General features: G+C 67.1%; 9 protein-coding genes. 5 read left to right on the forward strand and 4 right to left on the reverse strand.

Features of this window, described 5'->3' with window-relative positions:
• Positions 1 to 132: 132 nt before the first annotated feature.
• The 3 genes from LVB77_RS17310 to mtgA all read right to left on the reverse strand — a co-directional run bounded on the left by LVB77_RS17310 (position 133) and on the right by mtgA (position 2,392).
• Complete coding sequence (locus tag LVB77_RS17310; protein ID WP_232907314.1) at positions 133 to 561, reverse strand: CBS domain-containing protein; 429 nt, start codon at positions 559 to 561, stop codon at positions 133 to 135.
• On the reverse strand, positions 521 to 1,561 hold the full coding sequence (locus LVB77_RS17315) for a glycosyltransferase family 2 protein (protein ID WP_232907315.1): 1,041 nt from the start codon (positions 1,559 to 1,561) through the stop codon (positions 521 to 523). Before LVB77_RS17315 ends, LVB77_RS17310 begins: the two co-directional genes overlap by 41 nt.
• A gap of 99 nt (positions 1,562 to 1,660) precedes the next feature.
• Positions 1,661 to 2,392, reverse strand: coding sequence for a monofunctional biosynthetic peptidoglycan transglycosylase (mtgA, locus tag LVB77_RS17320; RefSeq protein ID WP_232907316.1), 732 nt, complete (start codon positions 2,390 to 2,392; stop codon positions 1,661 to 1,663).
• 116 nt (positions 2,393 to 2,508) lie between these two features.
• Between mtgA and LVB77_RS17325 the strand changes: the two genes are divergently transcribed.
• The 5 genes from LVB77_RS17325 (at position 2,509) to LVB77_RS17345 (ending at position 11,948) form a co-directional block, all read left to right on the forward strand.
• Entirely contained in the window at positions 2,509 to 3,453 is a 945-nt protein-coding gene (locus LVB77_RS17325; protein ID WP_232907317.1) for an Hsp33 family molecular chaperone HslO, read from the forward strand.
• Positions 3,454 to 3,595: 142 nt separating this feature from the next.
• On the forward strand, positions 3,596 to 4,414 hold the full coding sequence (locus LVB77_RS17330) for a hypothetical protein (protein ID WP_232910338.1): 819 nt from the start codon (positions 3,596 to 3,598) through the stop codon (positions 4,412 to 4,414).
• Between the two features lie 498 nt (positions 4,415 to 4,912).
• On the forward strand, positions 4,913 to 7,858 hold the full coding sequence (locus LVB77_RS17335) for a TonB-dependent receptor (protein ID WP_232907318.1): 2,946 nt from the start codon (positions 4,913 to 4,915) through the stop codon (positions 7,856 to 7,858).
• A gap of 277 nt (positions 7,859 to 8,135) precedes the next feature.
• Positions 8,136 to 11,123, forward strand: coding sequence for a TonB-dependent receptor (locus LVB77_RS17340; protein WP_232907319.1), 2,988 nt, complete (start codon positions 8,136 to 8,138; stop codon positions 11,121 to 11,123).
• 162 nt (positions 11,124 to 11,285) lie between these two features.
• Positions 11,286 to 11,948 carry a putative 2OG-Fe(II) oxygenase gene (locus LVB77_RS17345; RefSeq protein WP_232907320.1) on the forward strand — a complete coding sequence of 221 codons (663 nt, stop codon included), beginning with the start codon at positions 11,286 to 11,288 and terminating at the stop codon, positions 11,946 to 11,948.
• Positions 11,949 to 11,985: 37 nt separating this feature from the next.
• Here LVB77_RS17345 and LVB77_RS17350 read toward each other — a convergent pair whose 3' ends face one another.
• The gene (locus tag LVB77_RS17350) at positions 11,986 to 12,918 is read right to left on the reverse strand and encodes a DUF4097 family beta strand repeat-containing protein (RefSeq protein WP_232907321.1); all 933 of its coding nucleotides are present in this window, start codon (positions 12,916 to 12,918) and stop codon (positions 11,986 to 11,988) included.
• Positions 12,919 to 12,924 lie beyond the last annotated feature (6 nt).

Consider the following 12,924-nt stretch of genomic DNA (forward strand, 5'->3'; position numbering starts at 1 on the left):
CCGCGACGATGCGGTTCGCCTTCGCCTCACTCCACCCTACGCATCGCCGCAGGATGCGGCGACAACCGCATCAACGCCCATTGGTGGGCTGACGAGAGTACGGTGCCCTGACGAGTGGCCGCACCGCCTCGCTCAACTGGCGATATACCGCTGCAGCTGATCCAGCTCGAGCTGCTGATCCTCGATCACAGCCTTGACCAGATCGCCGATCGACACCACGCCCTGCACCTGGCCGCCCTGCAGCACCGGCAGGTGGCGGATGCGGCGGTCGGTGACGATCTGCATGCAGCGTTCGGCGCTGTCGTCCAGGCCGACGCTGACCACGTCGGCGGTCATGATGTCGCGCACCGGGGTGTCGGCCGAGGAGCGGCCCTGCAGCACGACCTTGCGCGCGTAATCGCGCTCGGACAGGATCCCGGCCAGGCGCGATCCTTCCATCACCAGTACCGCGCCGATGCGTTTCTCGGCCATCAGCCGGATCGCGTCGATGACCGGCGCGTCGGGGCCGATCGCGAACACTTCAGATGCTTTCGCCTCTAGCAGTTGCCGAACGGTGCGCATGGCCTTCTCCTTCCGCGATCCGGGTCGGGGGCAGCGAGCCCTGGCCCGAGGATACTCCTGCCGCCGCGCGCCAGGTGTCGACGAGGTACAGCGGGCGCTGCTTGGATTCCTCGTACAGGCGGCCCAGGTATTCCCCGATCAGGCCCAGCGCGATCAGCTGCACGCCGCCCAGGAACAGGATCACCGCCATCATGGTCGGCCAGCCGGCGACCGGGTCGCCCCACAGCAGGGCCTTGGCCACCACCCACACGCCGAAGCCGAACGCGAACAGCGCGGTCGCCAGGCCAAGGTAGGTCGCCAGCCGCAGCGGCGCGGTCGAGAAACTGGTGATGCCTTCCAGGGCCAGGTTCCACAGCCGCCAGAAATTGAACTTGCTGGCGCCCGCCACGCGCGCCTCGCGGTGGTAGGGCAAGGCGACGCGGCTGTAGCCGACCCAGCCGAACAGGCCCTTCATGAAGCGATGGCGCTCGCGCAGCTGGCGCAAACCGGCCAACGCGCGCTCGGACAGCAGGCGGAAATCGCCGGTGTCGGCGGGAATCGGCGTCTTCGACAGGCGCCCGATCACGCGGTAGAACGCGTGCGCGGTGCTGCGCTTGAGCCAGCTTTCGCCCTCGCGTTCGATGCGGGTGCCGTAGACGTCGTCGTAGCCTTCGCGCCACTTCGCCACGAACGCGGCGATCAGTTCCGGCGGATCCTGGCCGTCGGCGTCCAGGATCAGCGCCGCGCCGCGCTCGACCCGGTCCAGGCCGGCGGTCAGCGCCAGTTCCTTGCCGAAGTTGCGCGACAGGCGCAGCAGCGCGATGCGCGGATCGGCCGCGGCCAGCCGCTGCAGCACGGCCCAGGTGTCGTCGCGGCTGCCGTCGTCCACATACAGCACGCGCCCGTCGACGCCGTCGGCGGCGACCGCGTCCAGGGCCGCGGCGATGCGCGGCTGCAGCAGCGGCAGGCTTTCGGCCTCGTTGTAGGCGGCGACGACGACGGTCAGCAGATCGCGATTCATGCCTTCAATCATAGCCGGCGCGGACGCCGGCGGCTCCGAAGCGTTTCGCAGTCTCGCGGCCGCCGCGGGCCGTCGATTCGGCCCGTGCGCCGGCCGCACTCAGTCGATCTGCTTGAGGTAACCGCTGCCGCCGATATAACGCATCTGGCGCTGGATCGCGTTGGCGCGACGCTGCACGTAGGGGCCGGGCCGGGCGATGCTGTAGCGCTTGGGGTTGGGCAGCACCGCGGCCATGCGCGCGGCCTCGGCCGGGCCCAGGCGCGAGGCGTCCTTGCGGTAGTAGGTGCGCGCGGCGGCCTGCGCGCCGTACACGCCGTCGCCGAACTCGGCGATGTTGGCGTAGACCTCGATGATGCGGTGCTTGGGCCACATCAGTTCGATCAATAAGGTGTACCAGGCCTCGATGCCCTTGCGCACCCAGCTGCGGCCGCTCCACAGGAACAGGTTTTTGGCGGTCTGCTGGCTGATCGTGCTGCCGCCGCGGACCTTGCGGCCGCGCGCGTTGTTCTTGCGCGCCTTCTCGATGGCCTTGAGATCGAAGCCGAAATGCTCGGCGAAGTTCTGGTCTTCCGAGGCCACCAGCGCCACCGGCACGTTCGACGAGATCTCGTCCAGGTCGCGCCAATCGTAGGCGACGCGGAAACCGACATCGCCGCTGCCCCAGGCCTCGAACTGGCGCACGGCCATGAAGGCGCTGAACGGCGGATCGACGAAGCGCAGCACCGCCACCTGCAGGATCGTGGCGGCCGCGAACAGGAACGGCAGCGCCAGCAGCCAGCGCAGCCAACGGCGGCGGCGACGCGGCGGCGGCGCGGCGAAGGTCTCGTTCACGACTTGCACTGTCTGCGCTCCATCCCCATCTTGGCCGGTCTCCCCTTTCACGCGGTCGCGCGCATTATCCGCGATAGAAACGCAATCCAGCGCGCCGCCGCCGCACGAGTCCACCGATGAACGATGCCAGCCCCACCCCCGACGCCGCCCGTTCCGACGGCGACCGCCTGACCCGCTTCCTGATCGAGGGCGCCGGCGTGCGCGGCGTGCACGTGCATCTGGATCAGGCCTGGCGCCAGATCCGCGAGCGCGCCGAGTACCCGGCCGCGGCGGCCGAACTGCTGGGCGAGGCCGCCGCGGCGGCCGCCCTGTTCACCGGCCACGCCAAGGTCGAGGGCCGTCTGTCGGTACAGCTGCGCGGCGACGGCGCCCTGCGCACCTTGTTCGCCGAATGCACCGCTGCCGGCACCCTGCGCGGCATCGTCCAGCTGTCCGACGACGGCGGCGAGGTCTCGCGCGACCTGCGCCAGCTCGGCCCGGACGCGGTGCTGGCGATCACCATCGAGAACCCGCCGATCGGCGGCCGCGCCGGCGACGACCGCGACCCGGCCCGCTACCAAGGCCTGGTGGCGCTGGACTCGGACTCGCTCAGCGGCGCCTTCGAAGACTATTTCCGTCAGTCCGAGCAGCTGCCGACCCGGCTGCTGCTGGCCGCCGACGGCGAGCGCGCGGCCGGCCTGATGCTGCAGAAGCTGCCCGGCGACGGCGGCGACGAGGACGGCTGGACCCGCGCCGGCGCCTTGTTCGATACCCTGCAGCCGGCCGAGCTGCTGGCCTGGGACACCGCCACCCTGCTGACCCGGCTGTACCACGAGGACGGCGTGCAGGTCCTGGGCGGCAAGCCGCTGAGCTTCGCCTGCTCCTGCTCGCGCGAGCGGGTCGAGGCCATGCTGGTCTCGCTGGGCCAGGACGAGGCCGAGGCGGCCGCCGCCGCGGCCGACGGGGAGGCGCATATCCGTTGCGAATTCTGCGGCCAGAGCTATCGTTTCGGGGCCGAACAGATCGCCCGCCTGTTCGCCACCGCGGCCACCGAGCTGGCGGCGCCGGACCGGCTGCAATAAGGTCTTCACACCGTCATCTCGGTTTGTTAAATAAACATAAACCGTCTATAGTTGATGCCCAGGTTCTAGGGGAACTTGACCGGTCCACGCCGGTCGTACCGTCACCATGCACGCACGCGCGCTACGTCTGTCGTTCGCCTTGATGCTCGCCTTCGGCGCGGCATCGGCTGCGCATGCGCAATCCGCCAAGCGCCCCGATACCACGTACCTGCCGGTCTGGAACCAGTCCAACGGCAAGGTCGAATACCTGTTGCAGCTCGAACCCACCAACGCCCCGGTCGCCGGTGCGCGCTGGCGCGTGGGCAGCAATTCGCTGGATGCCGCGTTCGGCCTCGACGCCGGCGACACCCTGGGCCTGGTCTGCGACCGCAAGACCGGCCTGGCCGGCGCGATCGGCAACCTCGCCAACCACTGCATGCTGGCCGCGCTGGACGAAGACGACCGCGGCGGTTCGCGCCAGGTCTCGGCGGGCGCCGCGCTCAGCCGTCCGGGCGGCAAGATCGGCCTGTCGATCGGCAGCGGCAAGGACACCCTGCCGGCCTGGCTGAGCCCGAACGGCCGCAACAGCAAGCTCGACCAGAACACCCTGACCGTCTACGGCCAGAAGAACATCGGCCGCGAGGCCACGGTCTCGATCGGCGGCACCTGGGCGCGCGCGCGCCTGATTCCGGCCGGCGAGATGCCGACCATCGCCGACCGCTGGAACAGCAAGAGCCTCACCATCGGCGCCGGCTACGGCAACTTCGGCGCCAACATCGTCGGCCGCGTGGTCGACACCCCTGGCCAGCCGGGCCAATGGGAAGGCCTGGGCGTCGGCCTGACCTGGCGCACCCCGTGGAGCGGCCAGCTCACCGTCGGCGCCGAGAACGTGATCACGCGCGGCAAGAACCCGTTCGCGCCTGGCAACACCGACAAGGACGAAGGCACCGTGCCCTACGTCCGCTACGAGCAAGACCTCTAAGCAGGTCGCGCCTCGCGCGTCCACGCGCGCACCCCACTTCCGGCAGTCTCGACGCGGCGATACCGCGTGGCCCCTGTGCGCCGCACCGGCACGCCGGGGACGACCGCCTTCGTGCTGCCGATGCCCGCCTGATGCGGCGCACAACCCGCGTCGCACTCCGGCCCCGACATGCACGTTTCGCGGCTCTAGTCACAGCCCGTGTGCCCACATGCGCCGAACCGGTGCCAGCACCGTCCTGGCGCAGACGAGCTTGCAGGAACGGGGGAAAAAGCTCCGTACGGTTAAGTACTTAGCAACTTCGGCACATCGCTGGTGAGGGCAGCTGTAATGCCAGCTGAATGATGTGAAGGAATTGTCAAAAGGCGACGTTTAACGACACTTTAATTTTCTCTCCGCAATCGGCTACGATCCGGCCCACCTTGCAGGATTTGGCGTCTTATTTGACTCCGCCAGCTTGGTCCCATGGGTACCACCAATTCCGATTTTCTGGAGAGAGAGATGACCTTCAAGACCACCCAGCTCCGCGACGCGATTACCTTCGCGCTCGCCGTGGGCGCCACTGCCGCTGCCGGCACGGGCGTGGCCTTTGCTCAGGAAGAGAGCAAGGAAACCACCACCCTCGACCGCATCGAAGTGACCGGTTCGCGCATCAAGCGCGCCGACATCGAAACCTCGCAGCCGATCTTCTCGCTCAGCCGCGAAGACATCACCGCGCAGGGCCTGACCTCGGTCGGCGACGTGATCCAGAACATCACGGCCAACGGTTCGACGCTCAACAGCACGTTCAACAACGGCGGCAACGGCGAAACCCGCGTCAGCCTGCGCAACCTCGGCTCGAACCGCACTCTGGTGCTGGTCAACGGCAAGCGTTGGGTCGGCGGCACCGGTCTCGGTGGCGCGGTCGACCTGAACACCATCCCGACCGCCGCGGTCGAGCGCATCGAAGTCCTGAAGGACGGCGCCTCGACGATTTACGGCTCCGACGCCATCGCCGGCGTGGTCAACGTCATCCTGCGCCAGAACTTCGAAGGCGCGGAAGCCAACGCCTACATCGGCGCCTTCGACAAGGGCGACGGCGAGCGCCAGGCCTACGACTTCACTATCGGCACGACCTCCGACCGCTTCAGCGCCATGCTGGGCTTCGGCTACGTGAAGGAAGAGCCGGTCATGGCCGGCGACCGTTACATCTCCAAGGAACCGACGGTCGGCACGGGCAACGCCCGCGGCAGCACCAACACGATCTTCGGCAACTTCACCCTGGCCAACAACCGCCGTCCCGACGGCACCACCGGCTCGTTCACCTACAACCCGGGTGCAAGCGGCGCCAACTGGCGTCCGTTCAACACCCCGGCCGACCTGTACAACTTCGCGCCCGAGAACTACCTGCTGACCCCGCAGGAGCGCCGTTCGGTGTTCGCCAACGGCTCGGTGGACATCACCGACAACCTGCGCTTCAAGACCACGATCACCTACAACCAGCGTGAGTCCGAGCAGCTGCTCGCCTCGATGCCGATCGGTCTGGGCAACGCGCCGAACACCACCCCGGCACAGCGCGCGATCACCATCAGCGCGCAGAGCATCTACAACCCGTTCGGCCAGGCGGTGACCTCGATCCAGCGCCGCGCCCGCGAAACCGGCGGCCGCTCGTTCAATCAGGACGTGCGCACCTTCGCCATGGACGCGATGCTGGAAGGCACGCTGACCTTCGGCGACAAGTACTACGACTGGCAGGCCGGCTACTTCCGCGGCGAGAACAAGGCCAACAACACCACCACCGGCCTGTTCAACCTGATCGCGCTGCAGCAGGCGCTGGGCCCGTCGTTCCGCGACGCCCAGGGCGTGGCCCGCTGCGGCACCGCCACCGCGGTCATCGCCGGCTGCGTGCCGCTGAATCTGCTCGGCGCGCCGGGCTCGATGACGCAGGACATGCTGAACTACGTGACCTTCACCGCGCACGACGAGTTCAAGTACGAGCAGAACACGTACTACGCCAACATCGGCGGCGACCTGTTCGACCTGCCGGGCGGCCCGCTGGGCTTCTCGTTCGGCCTCGAGCACCGCACCGAATCCGGCTACGACTCGCCGGACGCGCTGATCAACTCGGGCAACACCACCGGTAACGCGCGTACCGCCACCGCCGGCAGCTACAAGGTCGACGAGGCGTACCTGGAACTCGCGATCCCGGTGCTGGCCGACGTGCCGTTCGCCAAGCTGCTCGACTTCTCGCTGGCGACCCGCTACTCCGACTACAGCAACTTCGGCGACACGCTGAACAGCAAGTTCGGTTTCCGCTGGAAGCCGATCGACGACCTGATGGTCCGCGGCAACTGGTCCGAGGGCTTCCGCGCTCCGTCGATCTCCGAGCTGTTCTCGGGTCAGGCCGACTCGTTCCCGACCGTCACCGATCCCTGCAACACGGCCCAGTTCGGCCAGCAGACCACGGTCGGCCAGGCGCGCTGCGTCGCCGAGGGCGTGCCCAACGGCGGCTACGTGCAGCCCAACACCCAGATCCGCATCACGGTCGGCGGCAATCCGAACCTGAAGCCGGAAAAGGCCGAGACCAAGACCCTGGGTCTGGTCTACAGCCCGAGCTGGGTCGAAGGCCTGGATCTGGCCCTGGACTGGTGGAACATCAAGCTGGAAGACGCCATCACCACGATCGGCGGCACCAACATCATCCAGCAGTGCGTCGACTCCGGCGGCACCGGCCCGTCCTGCGCGCTCTACACGCGTAGCGTCGGCGGTGCGATCAACACCCTGCTCAACACCACCGTCAACATCGGCGGCCAGGAAGTCGAGGGTTACGACCTGACGGTCAACTACCGTCTGCCGGAAACCTCGTGGGGCAAGTTCGCCTTCACCTGGGACACCACCTACCTGGCCAAGAGCCTTCAGGACATCGACGGCGACGGCAAGTACGGCGAAGACCGTCAGCTGGAGCCGGCGATCGGCCAGCCGCTGAACTTCAACGAAGGCGGCAACCTGGTCGGCGACTACGCGCAGAACAACAACCGCTGGCGCATCCGCTCCAACCTGGCCGTGCGCTGGGAGAAGGGCGACTTCGGCGCGTCCTGGAACATGCGCTACTTCTCGTCGCAGATGGAACTGTGCAACGCGCAGTTCGAGGGCCTGGGCAAGTGCTCGGACACCACCCGCTTCATCGGTGTTCCGTCCGACTTCAACCGCAACGGCGTCTGGGACGGCGTGGCCGGCGGCGACCGCATCAACGTGGTGAAGGAATCGCAGCACCGCATCGGCGGCACCACCTACCACGACGCCAGCGTCTTCTTCAACGCGCCGTGGAACGCCCGCATCACCATCGGCGTCAACAACGTGTTCGACAAGAACCCGCCGACGGTCCTGAACTCGTTCGCCAACTCGTTCGACCCGCAGTACGAAGTCCCGGGCCGCTTCGTGTACTTCCGCTACGCGCAGAAGTTCTGATCGGTTCCAAGCTGTAGGCGGATCCGTCCGCAAGAGCCTGTACTTCCCTGTACAGACTTTCCAATACAGCCGCTGCACCCTGCTACGGCCCCATACGGGGCCGTAGCTTTTTGTACGGCGTCTCACCGGAAGCGGAGACCGCCCCCAGTCAGTTAACGACACTTTAATTAGTTTCCCGGGCCGGCTAGTATCGGCGCCAGCCTTGCCGATTTAGGCCGTTCGTTTTGCGCCACCCGGCAGGCTCCCATGGGACACCAAGACTGACTTGGAGAGAGAGATGACCTTGAAGACCACCCAGCTCCGCGAGGCGATTACCTTCGCCCTCGCAGTGGGCGCGACCGCTGCCGCAGGCACCGGTGTCGCCTTTGCTCAGGAAACCGAAAAAGAAGCCACCACCCTCGACCGCATCGAGGTTACCGGTTCGCGCATCAAGCGCGCCGACATCGAAACCTCGCAGCCGATCTTCTCGCTCAGCCGCGAAGACATCACCGCGCAGGGCCTGACCTCGGTCGGCGACGTGATCCAGAACATCACGGCCAACGGCTCGACCCTCAACAGCTCGTTCAACAACGGCGGCAACGGCGAAACCCGCGTCAGCCTGCGTAACCTCGGCTCGAACCGCACCCTGGTGCTGGTCAACGGCCGTCGTTGGGTCGGCGGCACCGGTCTCGGTGGCGCGGTCGACCTGAACACCATCCCGACCGCCGCGGTCGAGCGCATCGAAGTCCTGAAGGACGGCGCCTCGACGATTTACGGCTCCGACGCCATCGCCGGCGTGGTCAACGTCATCCTGCGCCAGAACTTCGAAGGCGCCGAGGCCAATGCCTACGTCGGTTCCTTCGACAAGGGCGACGGTTTCCGTTCGGCTTACGACTTCACCATCGGCACGACCTCCGACCGCTTCAGCGCCATGCTGGGCTTCGGCTACGTGAAGGAAGAGCCGGTCATGGCCGGCGATCGCAAGATCTCCAAGGAGCCGATCGTCGGCACCGGCAACGCGTTCGGTTCGGGCACCAGCCCGGGCGGCCGCTTCGCCCTGTGCCCGGGTGGCTACGTCAACGGCGCCTGCACCGGCGCGCAGACCAACTTCAACGGCGGCCCCGGCACCTTTACCTACGATGCCGGCGGCAACAGCGCCCCGCGTCCGTACGTGGCCCCGGGCGATGTCTACAACTTCGCGCCCGAGAACTACCTGCTGACCCCGCAGGAGCGCCGTTCGGTCTTCGCCGCCGGTACCGTCGACATCACCGACAGCCTGCGCTTCAAGACCACCATCACCTATAACCAGCGCGAGTCCGAGCAGCTGCTCGCCTCGATGCCGGTGGTGCTGGGCACCGCTCCGGGCGCAACCCCGGCCGGTCAGCAGATCTTCATCAGCCGCAACAGCATCTACAACCCGTTCGGCCAGGACATCTCGCGCATCAACCGCCGCATCACCGAGTCCGGCGGCCGTAGCTTCAACCAGGACGTGCGCACGTTCGCGATGAACGCCGGCCTGGAAGGCACGCTGACCTTCGGCGAGAAGTACTACGACTGGGAAGCCGGCTACTTCCGCGGCGAGAACAAGGCCAACAACACCACCTACGGCCTGTTCAACATGATCGCCCTGCAGCAGGCGCTGGGCCCGTCGTTCCGCGACGCCCAGGGCGTGGCCCGTTGCGGCACCGCGACCGCGGTGATCGCCGGCTGCGTGCCGCTGAACCTGCTCGGCGGCGTCGGCAGCATCACCCAGGACATGATGAACTTCGTGTCGTTCACTGCGCACGACGAGTACAACTACGTCCAGAACAGCTACTACGCCAACATCGGCGGCGACCTGTTCAACCTGCCGGGCGGCCCGCTGGGCTTCTCGTTCGGTCTCGAGCACCGCACCGAGTCCGGCTACGACTCGCCGGACGCGTTGATCAACTCGGGCAACACCACCGGTAACGCGCGTACCGCCACCAACGGCTCCTACTCGCTGGACGAGGCCTACCTCGAACTCGCGATCCCGGTGCTGGCCGACGTGCCGTTCGCCAAGCTGCTCGACTTCTCGGTCGCTACCCGCTACTCCGACTACAGCAACTTCGGCGACACGCTGAACAGCAAGTTCGGTTTCCGCTGGAAGCCGATCGACGACCTGATGATCCGCGGCAACTGGTCCGAGGGCTTCCGCGCTCCGTCGATCTCCGAGCTGTTCGCCGGTCAGGCCGACTCGTTCCCGACCCTCAGCGATCCCTGCAACAACGCCAACTTCGGTAACCAGAATCCGGCCGGCCAGGCGCGCTGCATCGCCGAAGGCGTGCCGAACGGCGGCTACCAGCAGGACAACCAGCAGATCCGCATCACGGTCGGCGGCAATCCGAACCTGAAGCCGGAACGCGCCGAGACCAAGACCCTGGGTCTGGTCTACAGCCCGAGCTGGATCGAAGGTCTGGACATCAATCTGGACTGGTGGAACATCAAGATCGAGGACGCGATCACCACCATCGGCGGCGCCGGCATCATCCAGCAGTGCTTGGATAGCGGCGGTACCGGTGCGACCTGCGCCCTGTACACCCGTCGTGCCGACGGCAACATCCAGACCCTGCTCAACACCACCACCAACATCGGTGGTACGGAAGTCGAAGGCTACGACCTGACGGTCAACTACCGTCTGCCGGAAACCTCGTGGGGCCGCTTCAGCTTCATCTGGGATACGACCTATCTGGCCAGCCAGGAAGACGATCTCAACGGCAACGGCATCTACGGCGAAGACGAGCAGGACGTGCCGGCCATCGGCCAGCCGCTGCACTTCAACGAGGGTGGCAACCAGGTCGGCGAGTACGACGGCCCGAACCAGTCCAACGCCTGGCGTATCCGCTCCAACCTGGCCACGCGCTGGGAGAAGGGCGACATCGGCGCGACCTGGAACATCCGTTACTACTCCTCGCAGACCGAAAACTGCCAGGCGCTGGAAGACTACGGCTACGCGTTCCTCTGCACCGACGCCGACCGCGTCGTGGCCATCCCGACCGACTCCAACAACAACGGTGTTTGGGACGGCGCGGCTGGCGGCGACAGCTTCACGCAGCGCAACGCGGCGGAGCGTCACATCGGCGCGACCACCTACCACGATGCGAGCTTCTACTGGAACGCACCGTGGAACGCCAAGATCACGATCGGCGTGAACAACATCTTCGACAAGAACCCGCCGGTGTCGGTGACCACGTTCGCCAACTCGTTCGATCCGCAGTACGAAGTCCCGGGCCGCTTCGTGTACTTCCGCTACGCGCAGAAGTTCTGATCGACCCGCAACACGCAGCACCCGCTACGGCCCCGAAAGGGGCCGTAGTTTTTTGTGGAGCGGCCGCCGCCGCGGCGATCGCCGACACGCGCCGCCGCGGCGCCGGCCGGGCTACACTCCGAACGCGGCCGCGCGCGCGGCCTCCGATTCCGGAACCGTCCCATGTCCTTCGAGCTCTACCCCGCCTTTTCGGTCCCGTTCGCGCAGGACGTCCTGCCCAACCATCAGGCGATCAACGCCGAGCTCAAGTCGCTGCTGCTGGCGCGCGAGGCGCAGGGGGCGCGCTACGCGAATCCGAACCCGTCGCTGACCCTGCAGCAAGGCGTGTTCGAAAGCGAGTTCGTGCTGTTCTCGTGGCCGGAAACCTGCGTGCAGATGCTGCGCCAGTTCTGCTGGGCCACGCTGGGCCGGACCATCCAGGAGCTCAACGGTTACGGCGCCGCCGAGATGGCGCGCCTGCAGATCTTTTCGCATACCTGGTACCACATCACCCGCCACGGCGGCTTCACCATCACCCACACCCATCCGATGGCGTCGTGGTCGGGGGTGTACTGCGTGGATCCGGGCGAAACGCCCGAGGACCGGCCGGAATCGGGGGTGCTGCGTTTCCACAACCCGCACCAGTACAGCAACCAGTTCGTCGACGCCGGCAACCAGCGCATGCAGATGCCGTTCCACCACGGCAGTTGGAACATCCGCTTCTCGCCCGGCCAGCTGATCCTGTTCCCGTCGTGGCTGCCGCACGAGGTGCTGCCGTTCTACGGCCGCGACGAGCGCATCACCATCGCGTTCAACTGTTGGTTCTCGATGAAGGACGCCGCCTGAGCGACGGCGTCTTCAGGGCCTGGAGCTTCACGCCGGCTCAGTCGAGCTGCAGCGTCGCGTCGCCCGAGAACGTCTCGATGCGGATCTCGCCGCTGCCGCTGCCGTAGCGGTGTTCGAAGTTCGAGCCCGGGCCGTGCTTGGGCTTGACGATCTGCGCGCCCGGCGCCGACAGGTCGCCGCTGAAGCTCTGCCCGTGCACGGTCGCCGACAGGCTGCGCGGCAAGGCCAGGTGGATGTCGCCGCTGACCGTTTCGGCCGAGATGTCGCCGTTGGCGGCCAGCGCGCCGGTGAGGCGGATGTCGCCGGACACCGAGTTGCCGTCGAAGCGGTGCAGCGCCGACTCGCGCACCGTCACGTCGATGCGGCCCGAGACCGTCTCGACCTCGACGTCGCCGTCCAGGCGGCCGCGCAGCTGCAGATCGCCGCTGACCGTCTCGGCGCTGACCTTGCCGCTGTTGAGGGTCAGGGTGAGATCGCCGCTGACGCTGTCGATGCTGGCCTCGCGCGGGGCCGCGGCCACGGTCACGTCGCCGCTGACGCTGTCGATGGACAGCATCGAGGAGGCCACGCCGGTGACGTCGATGTCGGCCGACACGCCGTCGATCTCGACGTCGGCGCGCAAGGGCAAGGTCACTTTGAGGTCGGTCGGCTCGCTCTTGTCGCCGCCCATCAGAAAGCCCATGCCGCTGCCGCGGTTGGGGTACTTGACCTTGATCGACAGGCGGCTGCTGTCGCCCTCGATCTCCAGCTTCTCCACGCCGTTGCCGAGGCTGCCCTCGATCTTCACTTCCGGGCGGTCCCAGGCGCGCACGTCGATGCGGCCTTTGACGTTCTCGATCTCGACGCGTCCGCGCGGATCCAGCGGGCGGGTCTGGTTGATGGGCGTGGCGGCGAACGCCGGAGCGGCGGCCAGGAGGGCCAGTCCGAGGGCGAGTCCGAGCGGGCTTGCGGTGTGGGTTGCGCGGGTCATGGTCGT

The organism is Lysobacter sp. 5GHs7-4, assembly GCF_021284765.1.
Classification (GTDB): Bacteria; Pseudomonadota; Gammaproteobacteria; order Xanthomonadales; family Xanthomonadaceae; genus Lysobacter.